20 protein-coding genes, 1 tRNA gene and 2 pseudogenes are annotated in these 22,149 nt (G+C 66.8%); 16 read left to right on the top strand and 7 right to left on the bottom strand.

Annotated elements, in window-relative coordinates; all coding sequences use genetic code 11:
• Nucleotides 1-11 precede the first annotated feature (11 nt).
• The 5 genes from PVZ77_RS17110 to PVZ77_RS17090 are packed head-to-tail and all read left to right on the top strand — an operon-like array spanning nt 12 to nt 2,956.
• Nucleotides 12-311 carry a DUF4389 domain-containing protein gene (locus PVZ77_RS17110; protein ID WP_158891732.1) on the top strand — a complete coding sequence of 100 codons (300 nt, stop codon included), beginning with the start codon at nt 12-14 and terminating at the stop codon, nt 309-311.
• Nucleotides 308-763 (top strand): phosphohistidine phosphatase SixA, encoded by a 456-nt coding sequence (sixA, locus tag PVZ77_RS17105; RefSeq protein ID WP_273807720.1) that lies wholly within the window; start codon nt 308-310, stop codon nt 761-763. The genes PVZ77_RS17110 and sixA overlap by 4 nt, the downstream gene beginning before the upstream one ends.
• A 20-nt stretch (nt 764-783) precedes the next feature.
• Nucleotides 784-1,221, top strand: coding sequence for a hotdog fold thioesterase (locus PVZ77_RS17100; RefSeq protein ID WP_187979950.1), 438 nt, complete (start codon nt 784-786; stop codon nt 1,219-1,221).
• 37 nt (nt 1,222-1,258) lie between these two features.
• Nucleotides 1,259-2,140: an alpha/beta fold hydrolase gene (locus PVZ77_RS17095; protein WP_273807719.1), complete on the top strand. Its 882-nt coding sequence runs from the start codon at nt 1,259-1,261 to the stop codon at nt 2,138-2,140.
• 6 nt (nt 2,141-2,146) lie between these two features.
• Nucleotides 2,147-2,956 (top strand): DUF4892 domain-containing protein, encoded by an 810-nt coding sequence (locus PVZ77_RS17090; protein WP_273807718.1) that lies wholly within the window; start codon nt 2,147-2,149, stop codon nt 2,954-2,956.
• On the opposite strand, the gene PVZ77_RS17085 is transcribed toward PVZ77_RS17090, so the two are convergent.
• Nucleotides 2,953-4,143 (bottom strand): CynX/NimT family MFS transporter, encoded by a 1,191-nt coding sequence (locus PVZ77_RS17085; RefSeq protein WP_273807717.1) that lies wholly within the window; start codon nt 4,141-4,143, stop codon nt 2,953-2,955. The genes PVZ77_RS17090 and PVZ77_RS17085 overlap by 4 nt on opposite strands.
• 343 nt (nt 4,144-4,486) lie before the next feature.
• On the opposite strand from PVZ77_RS17085, the gene selD reads away from it, so the two are divergent.
• The 5 genes and pseudogenes from selD to PVZ77_RS26130 all read left to right on the top strand — a co-directional run.
• The gene (gene selD, locus PVZ77_RS17080; RefSeq protein ID WP_273807715.1) at nt 4,487-5,521 is read left to right on the top strand and encodes a selenide, water dikinase SelD; all 1,035 of its coding nucleotides are present in this window, start codon (nt 4,487-4,489) and stop codon (nt 5,519-5,521) included.
• The gene (gene mnmH, locus PVZ77_RS17075) at nt 5,521-6,621 is read left to right on the top strand and encodes a tRNA 2-selenouridine(34) synthase MnmH (protein ID WP_273807714.1); all 1,101 of its coding nucleotides are present in this window, start codon (nt 5,521-5,523) and stop codon (nt 6,619-6,621) included. Before selD ends, mnmH begins: the two co-directional genes overlap by 1 nt.
• A 78-nt stretch (nt 6,622-6,699) precedes the next feature.
• Nucleotides 6,700-6,990 carry a hypothetical protein gene (locus tag PVZ77_RS17070; RefSeq protein WP_133862481.1) on the top strand — a complete coding sequence of 97 codons (291 nt, stop codon included), beginning with the start codon at nt 6,700-6,702 and terminating at the stop codon, nt 6,988-6,990.
• Between the two features lie 149 nt (nt 6,991-7,139).
• Nucleotides 7,140-8,207, top strand: a pseudogene (locus tag PVZ77_RS26135) (HAMP domain-containing protein); the annotation flags it as partial.
• A 369-nt stretch (nt 8,208-8,576) separates the two neighbouring features.
• Nucleotides 8,577-9,098, top strand: a pseudogene (locus PVZ77_RS26130) (methyl-accepting chemotaxis protein); the annotation flags it as partial.
• A 9-nt stretch (nt 9,099-9,107) separates the two neighbouring features.
• Here PVZ77_RS26130 and PVZ77_RS17060 read toward each other — a convergent pair.
• From PVZ77_RS17060 to PVZ77_RS17045, 4 genes are read right to left on the bottom strand one after another with little or no spacing between them, the layout of a single operon-like run.
• Nucleotides 9,108-9,842: a YciK family oxidoreductase gene (locus tag PVZ77_RS17060; protein ID WP_273807712.1), complete on the bottom strand. Its 735-nt coding sequence runs from the start codon at nt 9,840-9,842 to the stop codon at nt 9,108-9,110.
• 8 nt (nt 9,843-9,850) lie between these two features.
• Nucleotides 9,851-10,522 (bottom strand): N-acetylmuramic acid 6-phosphate phosphatase MupP, encoded by a 672-nt coding sequence (mupP, locus tag PVZ77_RS17055; RefSeq protein WP_273807710.1) that lies wholly within the window; start codon nt 10,520-10,522, stop codon nt 9,851-9,853.
• Nucleotides 10,523-10,525: 3 nt separating this feature from the next.
• Complete coding sequence (gene ubiG / locus PVZ77_RS17050) at nt 10,526-11,224, bottom strand: bifunctional 2-polyprenyl-6-hydroxyphenol methylase/3-demethylubiquinol 3-O-methyltransferase UbiG (RefSeq protein WP_059315629.1); 699 nt, start codon at nt 11,222-11,224, stop codon at nt 10,526-10,528.
• 32 nt (nt 11,225-11,256) lie between these two features.
• A complete protein-coding gene (locus PVZ77_RS17045) occupies nt 11,257-12,582 on the bottom strand; it encodes a TRZ/ATZ family hydrolase (RefSeq protein ID WP_273807708.1) in 1,326 nt (441 codons plus the stop codon).
• Nucleotides 12,583-12,700: 118 nt separating this feature from the next.
• On the opposite strand from PVZ77_RS17045, the gene mtnA reads away from it, so the two are divergent.
• The 4 genes from mtnA to pheA all read left to right on the top strand — a co-directional run bounded on the left by mtnA (nt 12,701) and on the right by pheA (nt 19,027).
• Nucleotides 12,701-13,774: an S-methyl-5-thioribose-1-phosphate isomerase gene (gene mtnA / locus PVZ77_RS17040; protein ID WP_273807707.1), complete on the top strand. Its 1,074-nt coding sequence runs from the start codon at nt 12,701-12,703 to the stop codon at nt 13,772-13,774.
• A 233-nt stretch (nt 13,775-14,007) separates the two neighbouring features.
• Nucleotides 14,008-16,845: a DNA gyrase subunit A gene (gene gyrA, locus PVZ77_RS17035; RefSeq protein ID WP_273807705.1), complete on the top strand. Its 2,838-nt coding sequence runs from the start codon at nt 14,008-14,010 to the stop codon at nt 16,843-16,845.
• The gene (serC, locus tag PVZ77_RS17030; RefSeq protein ID WP_273807703.1) at nt 16,845-17,930 is read left to right on the top strand and encodes a 3-phosphoserine/phosphohydroxythreonine transaminase; all 1,086 of its coding nucleotides are present in this window, start codon (nt 16,845-16,847) and stop codon (nt 17,928-17,930) included. The genes gyrA and serC overlap by 1 nt, the downstream gene beginning before the upstream one ends.
• Nucleotides 17,931-17,932: 2 nt before the next feature.
• Nucleotides 17,933-19,027, top strand: a complete 1,095-nt coding sequence (gene pheA, locus PVZ77_RS17025) for a prephenate dehydratase (RefSeq protein ID WP_158892948.1) — start codon at nt 17,933-17,935, stop codon at nt 19,025-19,027.
• A gap of 24 nt (nt 19,028-19,051) precedes the next feature.
• Here the strand turns inward: pheA and PVZ77_RS17020 are convergent, their stop codons facing one another.
• Nucleotides 19,052-19,528, bottom strand: coding sequence for a DUF4124 domain-containing protein (locus PVZ77_RS17020; RefSeq protein ID WP_273807702.1), 477 nt, complete (start codon nt 19,526-19,528; stop codon nt 19,052-19,054).
• 288 nt (nt 19,529-19,816) lie between these two features.
• Here PVZ77_RS17020 and mgtE point away from each other — a divergent pair, with 288 nt between their 5' ends.
• Complete coding sequence (mgtE, locus tag PVZ77_RS17015; RefSeq protein ID WP_405046248.1) at nt 19,817-21,262, top strand: magnesium transporter; 1,446 nt, start codon at nt 19,817-19,819, stop codon at nt 21,260-21,262.
• Nucleotides 21,263-21,312: 50 nt separating this feature from the next.
• Here mgtE and PVZ77_RS17010 read toward each other — a convergent pair whose 3' ends face one another.
• Nucleotides 21,313-21,627 (bottom strand): Arc family DNA-binding protein, encoded by a 315-nt coding sequence (locus PVZ77_RS17010; protein WP_007160462.1) that lies wholly within the window; start codon nt 21,625-21,627, stop codon nt 21,313-21,315.
• 257 nt (nt 21,628-21,884) lie between these two features.
• On the opposite strand from PVZ77_RS17010, the gene PVZ77_RS17005 reads away from it, so the two are divergent.
• Nucleotides 21,885-21,961: transfer RNA gene (locus PVZ77_RS17005), tRNA-Arg, on the top strand.
• The last annotated feature ends 188 nt before the right edge of the window (nt 21,962-22,149 follow it).

Here is a 22,149-nt window from a genome sequence, read left to right as displayed (position 1 = left end):
GAGGAATTCCCATGTCTCAACCCGAGCATTCCCGCGAGCTGCTGGGCCTGCGCCTGATCTGGATGCTGCTGTTCCTGTTCGTCTGGCTGGGTGCGCAGTACGTGCTGGCGGTGGTGGTATTGGTGCAACTGGTGGTGCGCCTGATCAAGGGCGAGGCCAATCCCGGGCTGATCGCCTTCGGCGCCGCCCTGGGCGCCTATCTGGCGCAGATCGTCCGCTTCGGCACCTTCGCCAGCGAAGTGAAGCCCTGGCCCTTCGCCGATTGGCCGGCCACCGCGCAACCCGACGACCGCTCCGCCACCGCGCCATGAGACTCTGGCTGCTGCGGCATGGCGAGGCCGAAGCGCGGGCGCCGAGCGACGAGGTGCGCGAGCTGACCGCGGCCGGTCGCGCCGAGGTGCTGCGCAGCGCCATGCAGCTGCAGAATGCAGAGCCGCGGCTCATCCTCGCCAGTCCCTACGTGCGCGCGCAGCAGACGGCGGCCCTGGTCCGGCAGCACCTGGGCTGGCCGGGCGAGGTGCGTAGCGTCGCCTGGGCCACGCCCGACGGCGAGCCGGAGCGCGCCCTGGCGGAACTGGCGCTCCTGGAGGTGGAGGAGCTGTTGCTGGTCACCCACAACCCCTTCGTCGGTGAACTGGCCGGCTGGTTGCTGCATGGTCATCGACAGGCACCGGTGCCGATGGGCACCGCCTCCCTGCTGTGCCTGGAAGCGCCGCTGCCCCTGGCTGGCGGTTTCGATCTGGTCAGTCGCTTCCACGGCTGACGCCCTTGCAAGGAACGTACATGAGCATCTGGCAGACCCTTCCGGATCCCGCGGACCTCGAGCGTGCGCTCGAGAACACCCTGGCCGAACACCTGGACATGCGCATCGAAGCCTGGGACGACAGCAGCCTGACCGCCAGCATGGTGGTCGACCGCCGCACCCATCAGCCCATGGGACTGCTGCATGGCGGCGCCTCGGTGGCCCTGGCGGAAACCGTCGGCTCGATCGCCAGCATGCTCTGCGTGGATCGCTCGCGCTTCTATTGCGTGGGTCAGGAAATCAATGCCAACCACCTGCGCGGCGTGCGGTCCGGGCGGGTGACGGCGGTAGCCCGGCCCCTGCACCTGGGGCGCAGCAGCCATGTCTGGGATATCCGCCTGAGCGATGAGGAGGGACGCCTGACCTGCGTCTCGCGCCTGACCGTGGCCGTGGTGCCGCTGCAACGGGACGCCTCCTAGCCATGGTCAGCGTCTGGCTGGCAGGGGAGGCCGGCGCATGACCGCCCAGGTGCAGGAGTTGCGTCTGGAGTTGCCTCATATCGAACTGAGCGCCCGGGTCTTCGGCCCGGAAGACGGCTATCCGGTGCTGGCGCTGCACGGCTGGCTCGACAATGCCATGACCTTCGCCCAGCTCGCCCCGCGGTTGCCGGGGCTGCGCATTGTCGCGCTGGATCTGCCGGGACACGGGCTGTCGGCACATCGCCCCGTGGGCGTCGGCTATGCCATCCAGGACTATGGGCTGGATGTGCTCGCCGCCGCTCGGCAACTGGGCTGGGACCGCTTCGGCCTGCTCGGGCATTCCATGGGGGCCATCGTTGGCGTCATCGCCGCCGCCGCCCTGCCGGAGCAGATCGAGCGCCTGGCGCTGATCGATGGCCTGCTGCCCTACACCACGCCGGCGGAGGAGGTCGCCGAGAAGCTGGGCAAGGCCTTGCTCGCCGAACTAGAAGTGCCCAATCGGCGCAAGCCGGTCTACGCCACAGTGGAAGATGCCGTGGCGGCGCGGTTGAAGGGCGCCCTGACGGTCAGTCGCGAAGCCGCCGAATTGCTTGCCGAGCGCGGCCTGATGGCGGTGCCCGGCGGCTACACCTGGCGCTCCGATCCGCGCTTGCGCCTGCCCAGCCGGATCCGCTTCACGCCGGAACAGGCCGCCGCCTGCCTGGGCGCCGTGCGCTGCCCGACGGCTCTGGTGGTGGCCACGGGCGGCCTGGTGGCGCCCCATGCCGAGGCCATGCGGCTGGCGCGGCAGCAGCCGAACGTCCGTCTTCATGAACTGCCGGGCGGGCACCATCTGCATCTGGACGATGCCGCGGGCGCCCAGGCCGTCGCAGATTGTTTCAATGCCTTCTTTGCCGCCGGCACCGGGCGCGACGAATAATGCGGCATGCCTAGCCGTCCGTTTTGCTCGCGCTTGCCCTCCGTTCGACGCTCTCTGCTGATCGGCCTGCTGTTGTCCACCGGGATGGCGCAGGCGGAGGTGTTGCCGGAGATCGCGCCCATGGATCATGCCCAGCTCGTGCGCGAAAGCGCACCGGCCAGCGCCGAACGTCTCTATCCACTGGGACCGGTCAGTCGCATTGGCGGTCGTCTGCGCCTGGAGGACTCGCTGCAGCTGGAAGGCCGGTTGCTGACCCAGACCTTCGAACTGGCCAGCGGCCATCCACCGCTGGCACGGCTGGACAGCGAGCGGCAGCGCCTGCAGCAGCAGGGCGCGACGCTGCTCTACTGGTGCGAGGGGCGTGATTGCGGCGCCAGCAATGTCATCGCCAACAACCTGCTGGGCGAGGCCATGCTCTATGGGCCGGATGATCAGCAGGGGCTGCTGGTGCTGCAGCTGGCGGAGCCGCAGACGGTGCTGACCCTCTATGGCATCACCCGTGGCAATCGTCGCGGCTACCTGCATGCCGAACGACTGCAGGCCGGCCAGCCTCTTCCTGAACTGTTGCCGAGCGCTGCTACCCTGCTCAAGGAATTGCAGCGCGACGGCCAGCTGCTCTTGCCCGCCCTGGAACGGGCGCCAGAGCAACCCTGGATCGCCCGCCTGGCGGCGGCCCTGGCGCTCAATGGCGACGTGGCGGTGACCCTCGGCGGCGACCAGGCCGCAGCCTGGCAGGGCGCCCTGCGCGAGGCGGGCATCCGCGCGCCGCGGCTGCAGACCGAAGCCGGTCGAGCCGCCGGGCTCTATCGCCGCTAGACGTCGTTGACGTAGCGGGTGCGTCCCGCACCCAGACCGAACAGCGTGGCCAGCACGGCGATCAGGGTAAAGAGCACGCCCATGGGCGCCCAGCCGTGGGTGGCGTCGTGGATGATGCCCACCAGCAGCGGACCGAGCGAGGCCAGGCTGTAGCCCGCGCCCTGGGCCATGCCCGACAGCCGCCCGGCGGTTTCCGCGTCCCGCGAGCGCAGCACCAGCAGGGCGAGCGCCAGGCTGAAGGTGCCGCCCTGGCCCAGGCCGAGGATCACCGCCCACAGCCAGAGGCTGCCGACGGGGGCGTACAGGCAGCCGAGTAAGCCGGCGAGGGTCAGACTCATCACCACCACGATGGCCAGGCGCTGGTCCTGGCCGCGGGTCGCCAGCCAGGGGGCGGTGAGGGCGCTGACCAGCTGGGTCATCACCGAGCCCGAGAGCATAAGGCCGGCCTGCACCATGCCCAGGCCGCGATCCATCAGCAGGGTGGGCAGCCAGCCGAAGACGATATAGGCCAGCGACGACTGCAAGCCCATGTAGAGGGTGATCTGCCAGGCCAGCCGATTGCGCCACAGCGAGCCACCAGCACCCCGCGTTGGCGCGGTCGTGGGCGCCTGGCGCAGCTGTGGCAGCCAGACCAGCAGGGCTGCCACAGCGACCAGTGCCCAGGCGGCGAGGGCGGGCTGCCAGTGGCCGTCGAAGGCTTCAGCAAGGGGCGCAGTAGCCCCGGCGGCCACGGCGGCGCCAATGCACAGCATCATGGTGTAGAGCCCCATCAGCTGGCCGGCCTGGGCGGGGAAATCGCGCTTGACCAGGGCCGGCAGCAGCACGCCAAGGATGCCGATGCAGGCGCCAGCGATCAGGCTGCCGAGAAACAGACCCAGGGGCGGCAGCAGGCTGCGCAGGACGATGCCACAGGCGAGCAGCGCCAGGATGGCGCCCAGGGTGCGTTCGCTGCCCCAGCGGCGCGCCAGACGCGGAGCCAGGGGGGCGAACAGCCCCAGGCAGAGCACCGGCAGGGTGGTGAGCAGGCCGATGGCACTGCTGGACAGGCCCGTGCTGGCCTCGATCTGCCGCAGCAGCGGCGCCAGGCTGGAGAGGGCCGGACGCAGGTTGAGGGCGATGAGCATGAGGCTGGCGAGCAGCAGGCCGCGTTGCCACGGCGTGAGATGGGAAGTCGCTGAGGAAGACATGAGTCCTGCTATGACCGGGGAAACCGCCAATGCTAGCGCACCCTGGCCATAACGCACGGCGCTTCCATTCGCTACCCTTAAACGGGAAAAAATAGTTGGCGGACCGGCTAAAAAATCGCCAGTTCGTCAATCGCCGCACCGCCGCTCGCTTGTCCGGGGTCAGCTGGAGGTTTTCCACGAGGTTATCCACAGCAACTGTGGATTACCCTTAGAAAACAGTCCTTTTGCTTTGGCGGGCGATCTGTTAGGCGCGGCCGGTGCCCGCCAGTAGACGGGCATTTGCTACTATTACGCCCCTTCGCGCTGCCTGTCGAACGAGCGCCACCGCTGAACCGGAGTAACGATGACCGATCCCATTCGCCTCACCCAATACAGCCACGGTGCCGGTTGTGGCTGCAAGATCGCCCCCAAGACCCTGGAGACCATCCTGGCCGGCAGCGGCGCCCAGCATCTGGATCCGCGGCTATGGGTGGGCAATGCCTCGCGCGATGATGCCGCGGTCTATGGGCTGGATGACGAGCGCGGGGTGGTCTCCACCACCGACTTCTTCATGCCCATCGTCGATGACCCCTTCGATTTCGGCCGCATCGCCGCCACCAACGCCATCAGCGACATCTATGCCATGGGCGGCGATCCGCTGCTGGCCATCGCCATCCTCGGCTGGCCGGTCAACGTGCTGCCGCCGGAAGTGGCGCGCGAGGTCATCGCCGGCGGCCGCCGCGTGTGCGACGAAGCCGGCATTCCCCTGGCTGGCGGCCATTCCATCGACGCCCCCGAGCCGATCTTCGGCCTAGCCGTCACCGGGATCGTGGAAAAGCGCCATCTCAAGCGCAATGACACCGCGACTCTGGGCAGCCGCCTCTATCTGACCAAGCCGCTGGGCATCGGCATCCTCACCACCGCCGAGAAGCGCGCCCTGCTGCGGCCCGAGGATCGCCATCTGGCGCGCGACACCATGTGCCAGCTCAATCGTCCTGGCAGTCGCTTCGGTCGGCTGGCCGGGGTCACGGCGATGACCGACGTCACCGGCTTCGGCCTGCTCGGCCACCTGGTGGAGATGGCCGACGGCAGTGGCCTCACCGCCGAACTCGACTTCGCCGCCATTCCCCGCCTCGAAGGGGTGGATTTCTACCTGCAGCAGGGCTGCGTGCCCGGCGGGACCGAGCGCAACTTCGACAGCTACGGCAGCCGCATCGCCCCGCTGGCCGAAGGGCGCCGCCAGCTGCTGTGCGATCCCCAGACCAGTGGCGGCCTGTTGGTGGCCGTCGCGCCGGAACGCGAGGCGGAATTTCTCGCCGTCGCCGCGGAGCTGGGCCTGGTCCTGCAACCCATAGGGCAACTGGTGGACCGGCGCGCCCATGCGGTCGAGGTGGCCTGATGAGCCAGCGTGAGGATGCCCGCGACCTGCAGGCGCTGTTCCTGAGCGATATTCCCCTGGTCGATGTCCGCGCCCCCGTGGAATTCGGCAAGGGCGCCTTTCCCCAGGCGACCAATCTGCCGCTGATGAATGACCTGGAGCGCCAGCGCGTCGGTACCCGCTACAAGCAGCAGGGTCAGCAGGCGGCGCTGCAACTGGGGCATCAGCTGGTGTCCGGGGCGGTGAAGGAGGCACGCATCCAGGCCTGGGCCGACTTCGCCCAGGCGCATCCCGAGGGCTATCTCTATTGCTTCCGCGGTGGCTTGCGCTCGCAGATCAGCCAGGAATGGCTGCGCAGCGAAGCCGGTATCGCCTATCCGCGGGTGGTGGGGGGCTACAAGGCCATGCGCACCTTCCTAATCGATACGCTGCAGCAGGCGCTCGCCGAGTGCGGCTTCGTGGTGGTGGGCGGCATGACCGGCACCGGCAAGACCGAAGTGGTGGCCCAGCTCGCTAACGCCGTCGATCTGGAGGGTCATGCCAACCACCGGGGCTCCAGTTTCGGCAAGCGCGCCACGCCGCAGCCGGGGCAGATCGATTTCGAGAACAGCCTGGCCATCGACCTGCTGCGGCGTCGCCATGCAGGGCAGGCGCAATTCGTGCTGGAAGACGAGTCGCGCCTGGTCGGTCGCTGCTCCGTGCCGCTGGAATTGCACCAGGGCATGCAGCAGTACCCCTTGGTCTGGCTGGAAGACAGCCGGGAAAACCGCATCGAGCGCATCCGGCGCGACTATGTCATCGACCTGGCAGCGGAATTCATCGGCCTGCACGGCCCCGAGCAGGGCTTCGCGCTGTTCGCCGAGCAGTTGCGCAAGAGTCTTTCCGGCATCGCCAAGCGTCTGGGCGGGGAACGCTTCCAGCGGCTCTCGGCCATCCTCGAGGACGCCCTGGCGGAACAGGAGCGTTCGGGCGACGTCGCGGCCCATCGTGGCTGGATCGAGGGACTGCTGGCGGAATACTACGACCCCATGTACGCCTATCAGCGCGAGAGCAAGGCCTCCCGGGTGATCTTCAGCGGTGATCAGGCCGCCGTGGTCGAATTTCTGCGCGACCGGCGCTGAACAGCCTCCGCGCTTGGCGGTCTACGCTGCGGTTATCCGGCCGTTCCGGCCGGCTGCAGGTCGCAAGGAGACCAAGAGATGAAAGCGAAACTGGTGCCTGTCCTGGCCGCCACACTGGCTGCCGTGGTACTCGCAGGCTGCTCGGGCAAGGTGGTCAATCGCGATAGCTGCGCCGCCCAGACCCGCTCCGCCTGGCAGGAGCTCGATCTGGCCAAGGCCGAAGGCTTTTCCGGTACGGTGAGCTATTCCAAGGCGCTGGCGCTGCTGTCCACCGCCAAGACGCAACAGCAGGTGGAGGCCTACACCGGCTGCGTGAAGAATGCCGAAAAGGCGAGCTTCTATATTCGCGAGTCCCGCGCCGGTCGTTGATCGGTCGTGCGGCTGGCAAACGGCCGCCATCCAAAGCGACGTCGGCATAACCGCGTGCGACGGATAGCGGCCCGTTAGCCCCCCAACCCCTCAAGAATCGGCTTCTGCGGACGACAGCGTCGGTAGAACTCATTCCGTTGGGGTGCCGTATGAAAGGGATTGCCCGCTATCGCCTGGCCAATTGGCGAACCGCGACCAAACTGGCCGTGGGCTTTGGCCTGGTGCTGCTGCTGACCCTGGTGGTGGCCTTGCAGGGCGGGCTCGCGCTCAAGGACGTGGAACATCGCTTCGGTTCCCTGCGCGACATGGCCGCGATCAACCGGCAGGTGATGCAGGTCCGCGCCCTGGAGCAGGGTTTTCGCCTCAGCGGCGAGGCGGCCCAGGCCGAGCACCTGCGGCAGGCGCTGCCGGCGGTACTCGATCACCTGGAGCAACTCGCGGCCGAGGTGGGCAGTGCCAACGCGGCCGATATCGACGCCGCCCGCGCGGCCACCCAGGCCTATGGCGCCGCCTTCGCCGACTATGAACGCCTCAACACCTCACGCCGTCTGGCGATGGAAGGGGCGGCCTTCCTCGTGGAGGGCGCGGCCAACAGCCTGGACATCCTCCAGTCCGGCCTGCTGGACGACGGCGCCTATGCCCTCAAGGACTCCGGCGGCAAGCAGGGCGCCGAACTCCTGACCCTGTCGCAACAGGTCGGCGAACTCTATCGCCTGATGCTCAAGAGCCTCGACGAAGCCCAGGCGCGGGCGAGCAAGAGCACGGTGGACGACCAGCCGCTACCGTCGGCCAGCGCCGCCCTCGAATTGTTGGCCAAGGTGGAGCCGCAACTGAGCGATCCGGCCTATTCCTCGGTCATCCAGGACGTCTCCACCAACATCAAGGAATTCATCCGCCGCTTGGGCGACTATGCCGCCGCCCTGGCCCAGGAGCAGGCCGCCGGCGCGCGCATGACCAGTCTGGCCGAGGCCGCCGTGCAGCGGGTCGATGCCCTCTATGGGCAACAGGAAACCGAGCTGCAGGCGATGATGACCAAGCGCCTGCTGACCATAGGCGGCGTGGCCCTGCTGGCGTTGATCGTCGGCACCCTGGCCGCGCTGATCATCACCCTGGCCATCGTCCGGCCGCTGCGCAAGGTGATCGCCGCTGCCGAACGTATCGCCCAGGGTCAGCTGGATGTAGAATTGACGGTGGATCGGGGCGACGAGATCGGCCAGCTGCAACGCTCCAGCGCCAGCATGGTGGCGGCACTGCGCGGCGTGGTCCTGCAGTTGCAGAGCGGTATCGGTCGGCTCGGCCAGTCCGCGGCCGCCCTGGCCCAGCAGGCGCGCGAGGCGCAGGTGGGCGTGACGCGCCAGCGGGAGGAAACCGATCAGGTGGCCGCGGCCATGGCCGAACTGGCCGCCACTGCCCAGGGCGTCGCCGCGGACGCGGACGCGGAAGCGGCTGCCGGTGCTGGCGATCAGGCCGAACGCCAGGTCAGCGATGGCCAGGCGGTGATCGGCCGCAGCCTGGCCGGTATCGAGAGTCTGGGGGTGGACGTCCGTGCGGCTGCCGAGCGGCTCCAGGGCGTGTCCCACGACAGCCAGGCGATCAGCAGCGTGCTCGACGTGATCAAGGCGGTAGCCGAGCAGACCAATCTGCTGGCGCTCAACGCGGCCATCGAGGCGGCGCGCGCCGGCGAACAGGGTCGTGGCTTCGCCGTGGTCGCCGACGAGGTCCGGGCGCTGGCGCGGCGTACCCAGCAGTCGAGCGTCGAGATCGAACAGCTCATCGTGGTGTTGCAGAAGGGCAGTGGCGAGGCGGTCGAGCGGATGCAGCAGAGCGAGACCCTGCTGGCCGGGACCCTGGGCAGTGCCGGTGACACGCGTCGCGCCTTTGCCGGCATCGCCACGGCGGTGGCCAGCATCCAGCAGAAGAACCAGCAGATCGCCGCGGCGGCGGTGCAGCAGCGAGGAGTGGCCGAAGAGGTCGCGGTCAATGTCACGCGCATTCGCGACGGCGCCGATCAATCCAGTCAGGCGATGGCGGCGACGGCCTCGGCCAGCCGCGAGCTGGCCGAGCTGGGTGACGAACTCTCGCGCCTGGTGCAGCGCTTCCACGTCTGACCGGACCTGTTACTGGGCGTTGAGCGCCTGGCCGGTGGTGCCCTGGCTGGCCGGGCCGAGCAGATAGAGATAGACCGGCAGGATGGCGTCCGCCGCGGGCACACGGTCCGGATCCTCCTCGGGATAGGCCGCCGCTCGCATGGCGGTACGGGTACCGCCCGGATTGACGCTGTTGACCCGGATACCGGCTTCTCCAAGCTCCTCGGCCCAGACCTGCATCAGCCCCTCGGTGGCGAACTTGGACACCGAATAGGCGCCCCAGCCGGCCCGGCCCTTGCGACCGACACTGCTGGAGGTGAAGACCACCGAAGCGTCACCGGCAGCCTTGAGCAGGGGCAGCAGGGCCTGGGTCAGGGCGAAGCCGGCCTGGACATTGACCTGCAGCACCTGCGCCAGGGCCGTGGCGGGCGTCTGTTCCAGCAGCACCCGCGGCCCCAGCAGGCCGGCGTTGTGCACCAGCCCGTCCAGACGACCATGACGTCGCTGCAGGCGTTCAGCGACGGCGGCATAGGCCGCCGCATCGGCCTGTTCGAGATCCAGCACCAGGGTTTCGGCCCGACCGCCGCTGGCCTGGATCTCCTGGCGCACCTGTTCCAGCGCCGCGGTGTCGCGACCCTGGAGGATGAGGGTAGCGCCCAGGGCGGCGCAGCCCTTGGCCAGGGCGGCGCCAATGCCGCGATTGGCACCGGTGACGAGGATGACACGGTCTTTGAGCAGCTCGGCCGGAGCTTGGTAGTCGAACATCTGAACCCCTAGCAGCCGCACAGTGCGCGATCGAGCAGCGCACGCAATTCCAGCGGATGGTCGATGACGGCGTCGGCACCCCAGTGCTCGGGATGGTCGTCCGGATGGATGTAGCCGTAGCGCGCCGCCACCGTCTTGCTGCCGGCGGCGCGGCCGGACTCGATGTCGCGCAGGTCGTCGCCGATGAACAGGGCGGTCTGGGGATCGACATCCAGTTGCCGGCAGGCCAGCAGCACCATCTCCGGGTCCGGCTTGCTGTGCGTGACGTGGTCCGGGCAGACCAGGCAGGCCGATCGCTCGGCCAGGCCCAGGCGCTGCATGATGGGCTCGGCGAAGCGCACCGGCTTGTTGGTCACCACGCCCCAGCGCAGCCGGGCGGCGTCGAGATCGCGCAGGATCTCCTCCATGCCGTCGAACAGCCGGGTATGGACCGCGCACTGCGTCTGGTAGCGCTCGAGGAATTCCAGGCGCAGCGGTTCGAGTTCGGCGCCCAGCGGATCGACCTCGAAGCCGGCCAGGATCATCGCCTTGGCACCGCCGGAGATGACGCCGCGCAGGCGGGCCTCGTCGGCCGCTGCCAGGCCCTGGTCCTGGCGCATGGCCTGGATGATGGCGATGAAGTCCGGCGCCGTGTCCAGCAGGGTGCCGTCCATGTCGAAAAGGACCGCTTGCAGACGCATGGCCTAGTCCTCGCGCTGGGTGCGCACCATGTAGTTCACCGTCACGTCGCCTTCCAGCTTGTATCTCTTGGTCAGCGGGTTGTAGGTGAGACCGATGACGTCACGCAGATTGAGGCCGGCGGCGCGGGCCCAGGCCCCCAGCTCCGAGGGGCGGATGAACTTGCGGAAATCGTGGGTGCCACGCGGCAGCAGGCGCAGCACGTATTCGGCGCCGACGATGGCGAACAGATAGGCCTTGGGGTTGCGGTTGATGGTGGAAAAGAACACCTGGCCGCCCGGCTTGACCAGGTCGTGGCAGGCCTTGATCACCGAGGAGGGATCCGGCACGTGTTCGAGCATCTCCAGGCAGGTCACGATGTCATAGGTGCCGGCGTGCTTGCGCGCGTGGTCCTCGGTGGTCTCCTGGATGTATTCCACCGGCACACCGGATTCCAGCTGGTGCAGCCGGGCCACCGCCAGGGGTGCCTCGGCCATGTCGATGCCGGTCACCTGGGCACCACGTTGCGCCATGGCTTCGCTGAGGATGCCGCCACCGCAACCGACGTCCAGCACCTTCTTGCCGGCCAGACCGGCGTGCTGGTCGATCCAGTTGACGCGCAGCGGGTTGATGTCGTGCAGCGGCTTGAATTCGCTCTCGCGGTCCCACCAGCGGTAGGCGAGGGCCTCGAACTTGGCGATCTCGGCGTTATCGACGTTGGACATGGTGTTCTCCAGAGGCAAGGGAGCAGGGCGCGTCAGGCGCCCTGCTGGATACGGGTGGCCCACTGCTGCGCATTGGCTATGAGTTCGGCCTCGTCCAGGCGCACGAGTTCGCTCTGGCGCAGCAGCGGCACGCCACCGACCCAGACGTCGCTGACGCGATCGCGGCCGGTGGCGTAGATGAGTTGCGAGACGGGGTCATAGAGCGGCTGCTGGGCGAGACCGCTGAGGTCGACGGCGGTCAGGTCGGCCGCCTTGCCGACTTCCAGCGAACCCAGGCAGCGCTCCAGGCCCAGGGCGCGGGCACCGTTCAGGGTGGCCATGCGCAACGCGCGGTGGGCATCCAGGGCGGTGGCCGAGCCGGCGACGGCCTTGGCCAGCAGCGCGGCGGTACGGGTTTCGCCGAGCAGGTCGAGATCGTTGTTGCTGGCCGCACCGTCGGTGCCGATGGCGACATTGACGCCGGCCTGCCAGAGGCGCTCCACCGGGCAGAAGCCGCTGGCCAGCTTGAGGTTGGACTCGGGGCTGTGGATGACGTGGCTGTTGGTCTCGACCAGGTTTTCCAGGTCCTCGTCGTCCACCTGGGTCATGTGCACGGCCTGGAAACGCGGGCCGAGCAGGCCCAGGCGCCGCAGCCGGCTGAGCGGCCGCTCGCCGGTCTGCTCCAGCGCCTGCTCCACCTCGAAGGCGGTCTCGTGCACGTGCATCTGGATCGGTGCCTGCAGCTGCTCGGCCAGCACCAGGATCTCTTCGAGCTTGGCGTCGGCCACGGTGTAGGGCGCATGGGGGCCGAAGGCCACGCTGATGCGCTCGTGCAGCTTCATGTCGTCGAACAGTTCCAGGCCCCGACGGATCATGTCATCGGCGGTACGGGCGCCCGGAATCGGGAAATCGAGGATCGGCAGGCAGACCTGGGCGCGCACCCCGGTGCGATGGATCGCCTCGCAGGCCACCTGGGGATAGAAGTACATGTCCGAGAAGCAGGTGATGCCGCCGCGGATCTGCTCGGCGATGGCCAGGGTGGTGCCGTCACGGACGAAATCCTCGTCGACCCAGCGCCCTTCGGCGGGCCAGATGTGATCCTGCAGCCAGGTCTGCAGCGGCAGGTCGTCGGCCATGCCGCGAAACAGCGTCATGGCGGCGTGGCCGTGGGCATTGATCAGCCCGGGAATCAGCACCTTGCCCGGCAGCTCCAGGGTCTCCTTGGCCGGATGACGCAAGGCCTCGCTGCGCGGCGCGAGCAGGGCGATGCAGCCGTCGCGCACGCCCAGGGCGTAATCGCGCAGGACCACCCCGGCCGGCTCCACCGGCACGATCCAGCTGGGGAGCAACAAGAGGTCCAGGGGCGCGGGGGTGGGCATCTGCGGCGGTTCCAAGAGGGGCGAGCCGGCAGTATAGCGGTCCTTGCGGCGCTACCGCTAAATCCGCACGCCGATGCCGGTATACTGGCGGGCTACAGATTCAGGTCGAGGAGAGATCATGCGAGAGCGTCTGCTGGCGGCGGAAAAGATCAAGGCGATCGAATGGCGGGACGGTGCCCTGCACCTGCTCGACCAGCGCCTGTTGCCGCTGCGCGAACACTGGGTCGCCTGTCACAGCGCCGCCGAGGTGGCCCAGGCTATCCGCGACATGCTGGTACGAGGCGCGCCGGCCATCGGCATCAGCGCCGCCTATGGCGTGGTGCTGGGTGCCCGGCAGCGCGCCGCGGCGGGCGAGGACTGGCAAGCGACCGTCAACGCCGACTTCGAACGGCTGGCCGCCTCGCGGCCCACCGCGGTCAATCTGTTCTGGGCGCTCAACCGGATGCGCGAGCGCCTGGCGCGCACCGCTGGGGAGGGCGCCCTGGCGGCGCTGGAAGCCGAGGCAATAGCCATCCACCTGAGCGACCGCGAAGCCAACCTGACCATGGCCCAGCTGGGCGTCGAGCTGATCCGCAAACACGACGCCAGCAAGCAGACCTTCCTTACCCACTGCAATACCGGCGCTCTGGCCACCGGCGGCTTCGGCACCGCCCTGGGCGTCCTGCGCGCGGCGCACCTGGACGGCCTGGTGGAATGCGTCCACGCCGACGAGACCCGCCCCTGGCTGCAGGGCTCGCGCCTGACCGCCTGGGAACTGGCCGGGGAGGGGATCCCGGTCAGCCTCAACGCCGATGCCGCCGCGGCGCACCTGATGAAGACGCGCAACGTCGCCTGGGTGATCGTCGGCGCCGATCGCATCACCGCCAATGGCGACGTAGCCAACAAGATCGGCACCTACAACCTGGCGGTCATCGCCATGCACCACGGGGTGCGCTTCATGGTAGTGGCGCCCAGCTCCACCATCGACATGAATCTCGCGTCCGGTGACGACATTCCCATCGAAGAGCGCGCCGGTCACGAGTTGCTGGAAGTGGGCGGGCAGCGCATCGCCGCCGGCGTGGAGGCCTTCAATCCGGTGTTCGACGTCACCCCGGCCGATCTTATCGATGCCATCGTCACCGAGCGTGGTGTAGTGGAGCGTCCGGACGCCAGGAAGATGGCCGAGCTGATGAATCGCCGACGCCTGCATTGAGGTGATCGCCAGGGGCGGATACATCCCTGAATGTGTTAGAATTTCGCTCTTTGCACAGGCTTTGTTCGAAAGCCCTCGGCAGGCGGTGATGCAGTGCCGAAAACCGGTTGGAGCGCCCCTTGCGCCGCCGGTGGCAGGCGCCGCCAGACGGGCTTTCGCCTCTCCTATATCAGGCTCGGCCGACGTGCGGACGAGCCCTAGCGCTTTTCAGATCAGAAGGAACCAGGCTTCTCATGGGTGAACTGGCCAAAGAAATCCTCCCGGTCAATATCGAAGACGAATTGCGGCAGTCGTATCTCGACTACGCGATGAGCGTCATCGTCGGCCGGGCCCTGCCGGATGTGCGCGACGGCCTCAAGCCGGTGCACCGGCGCGTGCTCTACGCCATGAGCGAGCTGGGCAACGACTGGAACAAGCCGTACAAGAAATCCGCCCGTGTGGTGGGTGACGTCATCGGTAAGTACCACCCCCACGGCGACACCGCCGTCTACGACACCATCGTGCGGATGGCGCAGCCCTTCTCGCTGCGCTACATGCTGGTGGACGGCCAGGGCAACTTCGGTTCGGTGGACGGCGACAACGCCGCGGCCATGCGTTACACCGAAGTGCGGATGTCCAAGCTCGCCCATGAACTGCTGGCCGACCTGGACAAGGAAACCGTCGACTGGGTGCCCAACTACGACGGCACCGAGCAGATCCCGGCGGTGATGCCCACGCGCATCCCCAACCTGCTGGTCAATGGTTCCAGCGGCATCGCGGTCGGCATGGCCACCAACATTCCGCCGCACAACCTCGGCGAAGTGATCGATGGCTGCCTGGCGCTGATCGAGAACAGCGAGCTGACCGTCGACGACCTGATGCAGTACATCCCCGGTCCGGACTTCCCGACCGCGGGCATCATCAACGGTCGTGCCGGCATCATCGAGGCCTATCGCACCGGTCGTGGGCGCATCTATGTGCGGGCCCGCGCCGAGGTCGAGGACATCGACAAGAGCGCCAATCGCCAGCAGATCGTCATCACCGAGCTGCCCTACCAGCTCAACAAGGCCCGGCTGATCGAGAAGATCGCCGAGCTGGTGAAAGAGAAGAAGATCGAAGGCATCACCGAACTGCGCGACGAGTCCGACAAGGACGGCATGCGCGTGGTCATCGAGCTGCGGCGCGGCGAAACCCCCGAGGTGGTGCTCAACAACCTCTATGCCCAGACCCAGCTGCAGACGGTGTTCGGCATCAACGTGGTGGCCCTGCTCGACGGCCAGCCGCGCACCCTGAACCTCAAGGAACTGCTGGAAGCCTTCATTCGCCACCGTCGCGAAGTCGTCACCCGGCGGACCGTCTACGAACTGCGCAAGGCGCGCGAGCGTGGCCACATTCTCGAAGGCCAGGCGGTCGCCCTGTCCAACATCGATCCGGTCATCGAGCTGATTAAGAGCTCGCCGACCCCGGCCGAAGCCAAGGAACGCCTGATCGCCACGCCCTGGGAGTCCAGTGCGGTACGCGAGATGGTCGAGCGCGCCGGCGCCGATTCCTGCCGTCCGGATGAACTGCCCGAGCAGTACGGTCTGCACGAAGGCAGGTACCACCTCTCGCCGGAACAGGCCCAGGCGATCCTCGACCTGCGCCTGCACCGCCTGACCGGCCTGGAGCACGAGAAGCTCATCGCCGAGTACCAGGAAATCCTGCTGCAGATCGGCGAGCTGATCCGCATCCTGACCAATCCCGAGCGGCTGATGGAAGTCATCCGCGAGGAGCTGGAAAAGGTCAAGGCCGAGTTCGGCGACAAGCGTCGTACCGAGATCATCGCCTCCCAGGTGGACCTGACCATCGCCGACCTCATCACCGAGGAAGACCGCGTCGTCACCATCTCCCATGGCGGCTACGCCAAGTCCCAGCCGCTGCACGCCTACCAGGCCCAGCGCCGGGGCGGTCGCGGCCGTTCGGCCTCGGCGGTCAAGGAAGAGGACTACATCGAACACCTGCTGGTCGCCAACAGCCATACCACCCTGCTGCTGTTCTCCAGCCTGGGCAAGGTCTACTGGAAGCGTACCTACGAGATTCCCGAGGCTTCCCGCGCCGCCCGTGGCCGGCCGCTGGTCAACCTGCTGCCGCTGGCCGAAGGCGAGCGCATCACCGCCATGCTGCCGGTCGATCTGGAAGCCGTGCGCCAGCAGGCGCCCATCGGTGAAGAAGAGCTGGGCGAGCAGGACGACAACCTGGACATCGAAGACGCCGTGCTGGTGGAAGACGACGTCGAGAGCGAAGGCGAAGGCGAGGAGGGCGAGCTCCTCGATGCCGGCCAGGACGAGCCCACCGGCGCCTACATCTTCATGGCCACCCGCAACGGCACCGTGAAGAAGACCCCGCTGGTGCAGTTCAGCCGTCCGCGCAGCAATGGCTTGATCGCGCTGAAGCTGGAGGAGGGCGACAGCCTGATCGCCGCCGCCATCACCGACGGTGCCCGCGAAGTCATGCTGTTCTCCGATGGCGGCAAGGTCATCCGCTTCAAGGAGCGCCATGTGCGCACCATGGGCCGTACCGCCCGCGGCGTGCGCGGCATGCGCCTGGCCGAAAGCCAGCGCCTGATTTCCATGCTGATCCCCGAGCCGGGCGCTGAGATCCTCACCGCCAGCCTCAACGGCTTCGGCAAGCGCACCGCCATGGCCGAATACCCGCAGCGCGGCCGCGGTGGCCAGGGCGTGATCGCCATGGTCATCAACGAGCGCAACGGTCCCCTGATCGGCGCCATCCAGGTGCTGGACGGCGAAGAGATCATGCTGATCTCCGACCAGGGCACCCTGGTGCGTACCCCGGTCGAAGGCATCTCCCGTACCGGCCGTAATACCCAGGGCGTCACCCTGATCAAGCTCGGCAAGGGCGAGAAGCTGGTGGGGCTGGAGCGGGTGCAGGAGCCTTCGGTGGACGAAGAGCTGCTGGATCACGAAGCCGAACTGGACGATGAGGTGCTCGACAAGGAGTTGCCGGTCGACAGCCACGAGCCGGACCAGGACGATGTGCTGCCCGGTGCCAGCGACGTACCGAGCGATGACCTTCCCAACGAGGATGACGAGTGATGAGCAAGCGTGCCTACAACTTCTGCGCCGGCCCGGCGGCCCTGCCTGAAGCTGTGCTGCGCCAGGCCCAGGCCGATCTGCTGGATTGGCAGGGCCGTGGCCTGTCGGTGATGGAGATGAGCCATCGCGGTGAAGACTTCACCGTCATCTCGAACCAGGCCGAGGCCGATCTGCGCGAGTTGCTGGGCGTCCCCGGCAACTACAAGGTGCTGTTCCTGCAGGGCGGCGCTAGTCTGCAATTCGCCCAGCTGGCGATGAACCTGATGCCCGAGGGTGGCACCGCCGACTACATCGACACCGGCATCTGGTCGCGCAAGGCCATCGAGCAGGCGCAGCACTATGGCACCGTCAATGTCGCCGCCAGCGCCAAGGGCTACGACTACTTCGCCATCCCGGGGCAGCACGAGTGGCAGCTGTCCAAGGATGCCGCCTACGTTCACTACACCCCCAACGAGACCATCGGCGGCCTGGAGTTCGACTGGATTCCGGACGTGGGCGATGTGCCCCTGGTGGCGGATGCCTCTTCCGACATCCTCTCGCGTCCGCTGGACGTCTCGCGCTTCGGGCTGATCTACGCCGGTGCGCAGAAGAACATCGGACCCAGCGGCCTGGTGGTGGTGATCGTCCGCGAAGACCTGCTGGGTCGCGCCCGTGCCGCCTGCCCGACGCTGCTGGACTACAAGGTCGAGGCCGACAACGGCTCCATGTACAACACTCCGGCAACCTTCTCCTGGTACCTGTCGGGGCTGGTGTTCAAGTGGCTGAAGGAGCAGGGTGGCCTGCCCGCCATGGAGCGCCTGAATCGCCAGAAGAAGGAGCTGCTGTACGGCTTCATCGACGCCAGCGACTTCTACAGCAACCCGATCGCCCACAACGACCGCTCCTGGATGAACGTACCCTTCCGCCTGGCGGACGAGCGTCTTGACAAGGCGTTCCTCGAGGGCGCCGAAGCACGTGGACTGCTGTATCTGCAGGGGCATCGTTCGGTGGGCGGCATGCGCGCCTCCATCTACAATGCCGTCACCCTGGAAGCCGTCCAGGTGCTGGTGAATTATCTGGCCGAATTCGAGAAGGAGCACGGCTGATCATGTCGGAACACGAGCTCAAGGCCCTGCGCCTGCGTATCGACAGTCTGGACGAACGCATCCAGGACCTGATCAGCGAGCGCGCTCGCTGCGCCCAGGACGTGGCACGGGTCAAGATGGGAACGCTGGCGGAAGGCGAAAAGCCCGTGTTCTACCGACCCGAGCGCGAGGCTCAGGTCCTCAAGCGGGTGATGGAGCGCAACGGCGGTCCGGTCCGTGACGAAGACATGGCGCGACTGTTCCGCGAGATCATGTCCTGCTGCCTGGCACTGGAAGAGCCGCTGCACGTGGCCTACCTCGGCCCGGAAGGCACCTTCTCCCAGGCCGCGGCGCTCAAGCACTTCGGCAAGGCCGTGGTGACCCGGCCCATGGCGGCCATCGACGAGGTGTTCCGCGAGGTCGCCGCCGGCGCCTCCCAGTTCGGCGTGGTGCCGGTGGAGAACTCCACCGAGGGTGCGGTCAACCACACCCTGGACAGCTTCCTCGAGCACAACCTGTCGATCTGCGGCGAGGTGGAACTGCGTATCCACCACCATCTGCTGATCGGCGAAAACACCAAGGCCGACAGCATCACCCGCATCTATTCCCATGCCCAGTCGCTGGCCCAGTGCCGCAAGTGGCTGGACTCCTATTACCCGAGCGTCGAGCGAGTGGCGGTGGCCAGCAACGCCGAAGCGGCGCGGCGGGTGAAGGGCGAGTGGAACAGCGCGGCCATCGCCGGCGACATGGCGGCCTCGCTCTATGGCCTGACCCCGGTTCAGCAGAAGATCGAGGACCGCCCGGACAACTCCACGCGCTTCCTCATCATCGGCAACCAGGACGTGCCGCCCAGTGGCGACGACAAGACCTCCATCATCGTCTCCATGCAGAACAAGCCGGGCGCCCTGCACGAGTTGCTGCTGCCCTTCCACACCAACAACATCGACCTCAGCCGGATCGAGACGCGGCCTTCGCGCAGCGGCAAGTGGACCTATGTCTTCTTCATCGATTTCCTCGGCCACCAGGCCGATCCGCTGATCCGCGATGTCCTGGAACGCCTGTCCACCGGTGCCGTGGCGCTCAAGGTACTGGGCTCCTACCCCCGCGCCGTGCTCTGACGGAGCAGCCGTTGGTTGCGGGCGTCAGCGCCGACGCACGCAACCATGCTCGTCGAAGGTCACCAGCCGCGTACGGTCCTTGCGCTGGCGCGCCTCGTAGTGATAACGGGGCAGGGCATCCAGCTGGGAAATCCGCTGCGGTTGCCCAAGGGCATTCTCCACGTCCGCCCGGCTCATGCCGACCTTGACCTGTCCGCGAATGATCGCCTGGCGCCTTGCGCTGGCGCTGAGCAGATCGCCACAGCCGTCCGTCTTGGCTGCCACCACCGTGGGCGTGCGCGAGACTTCCTTGCGGGGAGTGGCCTTGGGTTTCGCCATCAGCGTGGGCTTGGCACCGCCCGGACGGGGATTGTCGGCGCGCTGCAGCCGGCTGTCGCTGTCCGAGGCGCAGCCGCTGGCGGAAAAGGTGAGGTGGCCGTCGGTATCTTCGCAGCGATACACCGTGGCAGCCTGGACGGTGGTGCAACCCAGCAGCAGGCCGAGCACGAGCAGCTTTTTCATGGGACGTCCTCCTTGACGTAGGGGCTCAAGCTTAGCGAAGCCGGGGGCGTTCGGCGAGGGCCGGAAGTGTGCTCTCGTGGCCTTGCGGAAGCCTTGCAAATAGCTGTTTTGAAACCCTTTTGCCTTAGCACCTGCAAGCGGTCCGGTGTATCATCCCCGCCGTCAGCCCCGCCGGGGCAGTGGTTATCCCCCCTTATGGACTTACCCAGTCAATACTCAATCGCCTTTTTCGTCCCGTTGTTGAGTTAGGGTTCGTCGGTGCGCTCCGCCGGCGGGCCGGAGTGCGCTATGACCGTAGTGAACGAAGCAGAAATCAGAAAGCCCCACGAGACGCTGCAGGAGCGGCTCGCCCAGGTCGTGGAGTTGCTGGAGCGCTACGACCTCGCTGTCGAGGCGCGTGAAGACCAGGACCGCGCCCCCGTATCCCCCGCCGATATTCCCGAGGAAGGCCTCGAAGAGCTGCGTGCCCGCCTGGACGAGCTGCACCCGGCCGACGTCGCCTTCATCCTCGAAGCCTTGCCGCGGGAAGACCGCCTGACCGTCTGGGGTCTGGTCAAGACCGAGCGCGATGGCGAGATCCTGCTCGAAGTCTCGGACGCGGTCCGCGAGACCCTGATCGCCGACATGGACGACCAGGAAATCCTCGCGGTAGCCGGCCAGCTCGACGCCGACGAACTCGCCGACCTCGCGCCGGATCTGCCGCGCGATGTCGTTCACGAGCTCATGGACGCCCTCGACGCCCAGCAGCGCGAGCGAGTGCGCTCCGCGTTGTCCTACGAAGAGGATCAGGTCGGCGCGCTGATGGACTTCGAGATGGTGACCATCCGTGACGACGTCGCCCTGGAAGTGGTATTGCGCTACCTGCGGCGGCTGAAAGAGCTGCCCGACCACACCGACAAGCTGTTCGTGGTCGATAACGACAGCATCCTGAAGGGCGTCCTGCCGATCAAGCGCCTGCTGGTCAACGACCCGGAAAAGCTGGTGGTCGAGGTCATGGCCAAGGAGGCGGTGGCCTTCCATCCGGACGGAGACGCCTATGATGCGGCCCAGGCCTTCGAGCGCTACGACCTGGTTTCGGCGCCGGTGGTGGACAAGAACGGCAAGCTGATCGGTCGTCTCACCATCGACGAGATGGTCGACCTGATCCGCGAGGAAAGCGAAAGCGAAGTCCTCAACATGGCCGGTCTGCGCGAAGACGAAGACGTCTTCGCCTCGGTATGGAAATCGGTGGGCAATCGCTGGACCTGGCTGGCCACTAACCTCATCACGGCCTTCATCGCTTCGCGGGTCATCGGTCTCTTCGAGGGTTCGATTGAGAAGCTGGTGGCCCTGGCCGCACTCATGCCCATCGTGGCCGGTATCGGCGGCAACTCGGGCAACCAGGCCATCACCATGATCGTCCGCGCCATGGCGCTGGGGCAGATCAGTGTCACCAGCACCGCGCGACTGCTGCGCAAGGAAATGGGCGTCGCCCTGTGCAATGGCGTCATCTGGGGTGGGGTGATAGGGCTGGTGGCCTTCTATCTCTATAGCAGCTGGTCACTGGGCCTGGTGATGATGGGCGCCATGACCCTCAATCTGCTGCTGGCCGCCTTCATGGGGGTGTTGATTCCCATGACCCTGCAGCGCTTCGGCCGCGACCCGGCCATGGGGTCGAGCGTGCTGATCACCGCGGTGACCGACAGCGGCGGCTTCTTTATCTTCTTGGGGCTCGCCACCCTGTTCCTGATGTAGGACAGGGTAGGGGGCAACGGGCTACCCAGGGGCAGGGCAGCCCGACATCGTCAGGATGCGGCGTCGATGTCGTGGGCGATCAGCGAAATCAGGGCGTTCTGCTGCCGACCCGACAGTTGCCGAAAGCGCTGCAGCAACTCCCGCTCGCTGGCGGTGATCTCCGGACTGTCCAGGCGAAGCCCGGGCTCGTCGCCAAGGGCGCCCTCTTGCTGCAAGCTCTGCTCGAGACGCGCGATGATTTCGGAGTTCATGCTGCGATGATGGTTGCGGGCCACATCCGCAATGCGCTCTCGCATGCCCTCGGGCAGACGCACGACGAATTTGTCAGCGGTACGGCTTGAGTAGGATCTAATGGCCTGGGTCATTGAGGTACTTCATCTGGAGTCAAAAATCAGTGAAGGCGTTAGCCCTCGTCTCGTTCCGCTAGCACTCACGGCACCTTGGACTCTGTAACCACCTGTCCCTAGGTATCTGTTTTTATTGACGTCAATTTACCGACGTACACAACAAATTGCAAAGCTGCCGAAGAACTTCCTGTCTTTGCCCGTCCTTGCGCACAGCGGCGCTGCCGAACCGGTGCATGACAAACCTTCCGCTGCTCGTTACCATGAGCGCCTTTCCTGTCCCAGTAGCTCAATTGGATAGAGCATCCCCCTCCTAAGGGGAAGGTTGGTGGTTCGACCCCACTCTGGGACACCAGATTCCTTTCCAGTACCTCTCCTCGTGATCCGACGCCTTCAAGTGCCCTAGCCGAACCGTTACAGCAGTTTGGAGGATAGGGCAAAAACGGCGACCTTGTCCGACTTCCAGGCTCTTCCAGTAGCGATTTGTGGCTGTGATCACAGCATAGAGCAGCAGACGAAAACCTGCCGAATTTATCTGTACTC

It is taken from the genome of Pseudomonas sp. SHLD1 (assembly GCF_028640935.1).
In the GTDB taxonomy this organism is placed as follows: Bacteria; Pseudomonadota; Gammaproteobacteria; order Pseudomonadales; family Pseudomonadaceae; genus Chryseomonas; species Chryseomonas aestiva.
The sequence above is the reverse complement of the archived record's forward strand: the minus strand, read 5'-3'. Positions and strand labels throughout refer to the sequence as shown.

What these genes read in the sequence shown, in the direction of transcription:
- PVZ77_RS17110 (WP_158891732.1), top strand. Translation starts at nt 12, where the DNA reads ATGTCTCAACCCGAGCATTCCCGCGAGCTGCTGGGCCTGCGCCTGATC.
- sixA (WP_273807720.1), top strand. Translation starts at nt 308, where the DNA reads ATGAGACTCTGGCTGCTGCGGCATGGCGAGGCCGAAGCGCGGGCGCCG.
- PVZ77_RS17100 (WP_187979950.1), top strand. Translation starts at nt 784, where the DNA reads ATGAGCATCTGGCAGACCCTTCCGGATCCCGCGGACCTCGAGCGTGCG.
- PVZ77_RS17095 (WP_273807719.1), top strand. Translation starts at nt 1,259, where the DNA reads ATGACCGCCCAGGTGCAGGAGTTGCGTCTGGAGTTGCCTCATATCGAA.
- PVZ77_RS17090 (WP_273807718.1), top strand. Translation starts at nt 2,147, where the DNA reads ATGCCTAGCCGTCCGTTTTGCTCGCGCTTGCCCTCCGTTCGACGCTCT.
- PVZ77_RS17085 (WP_273807717.1), bottom strand. Translation starts at nt 4,143, where the DNA reads ATGTCTTCCTCAGCGACTTCCCATCTCACGCCGTGGCAACGCGGCCTG.
- selD (WP_273807715.1), top strand. Translation starts at nt 4,487, where the DNA reads ATGACCGATCCCATTCGCCTCACCCAATACAGCCACGGTGCCGGTTGT.
- mnmH (WP_273807714.1), top strand. Translation starts at nt 5,521, where the DNA reads ATGAGCCAGCGTGAGGATGCCCGCGACCTGCAGGCGCTGTTCCTGAGC.
- PVZ77_RS17070 (WP_133862481.1), top strand. Translation starts at nt 6,700, where the DNA reads ATGAAAGCGAAACTGGTGCCTGTCCTGGCCGCCACACTGGCTGCCGTG.
- PVZ77_RS17060 (WP_273807712.1), bottom strand. Translation starts at nt 9,842, where the DNA reads ATGTTCGACTACCAAGCTCCGGCCGAGCTGCTCAAAGACCGTGTCATC.
- mupP (WP_273807710.1), bottom strand. Translation starts at nt 10,522, where the DNA reads ATGCGTCTGCAAGCGGTCCTTTTCGACATGGACGGCACCCTGCTGGAC.
- ubiG (WP_059315629.1), bottom strand. Translation starts at nt 11,224, where the DNA reads ATGTCCAACGTCGATAACGCCGAGATCGCCAAGTTCGAGGCCCTCGCC.
- PVZ77_RS17045 (WP_273807708.1), bottom strand. Translation starts at nt 12,582, where the DNA reads ATGCCCACCCCCGCGCCCCTGGACCTCTTGTTGCTCCCCAGCTGGATC.
- mtnA (WP_273807707.1), top strand. Translation starts at nt 12,701, where the DNA reads ATGCGAGAGCGTCTGCTGGCGGCGGAAAAGATCAAGGCGATCGAATGG.
- gyrA (WP_273807705.1), top strand. Translation starts at nt 14,008, where the DNA reads ATGGGTGAACTGGCCAAAGAAATCCTCCCGGTCAATATCGAAGACGAA.
- serC (WP_273807703.1), top strand. Translation starts at nt 16,845, where the DNA reads ATGAGCAAGCGTGCCTACAACTTCTGCGCCGGCCCGGCGGCCCTGCCT.
- pheA (WP_158892948.1), top strand. Translation starts at nt 17,933, where the DNA reads ATGTCGGAACACGAGCTCAAGGCCCTGCGCCTGCGTATCGACAGTCTG.
- PVZ77_RS17020 (WP_273807702.1), bottom strand. Translation starts at nt 19,528, where the DNA reads ATGAAAAAGCTGCTCGTGCTCGGCCTGCTGCTGGGTTGCACCACCGTC.
- mgtE (WP_405046248.1), top strand. Translation starts at nt 19,817, where the DNA reads ATGACCGTAGTGAACGAAGCAGAAATCAGAAAGCCCCACGAGACGCTG.
- PVZ77_RS17010 (WP_007160462.1), bottom strand. Translation starts at nt 21,627, where the DNA reads ATGACCCAGGCCATTAGATCCTACTCAAGCCGTACCGCTGACAAATTC.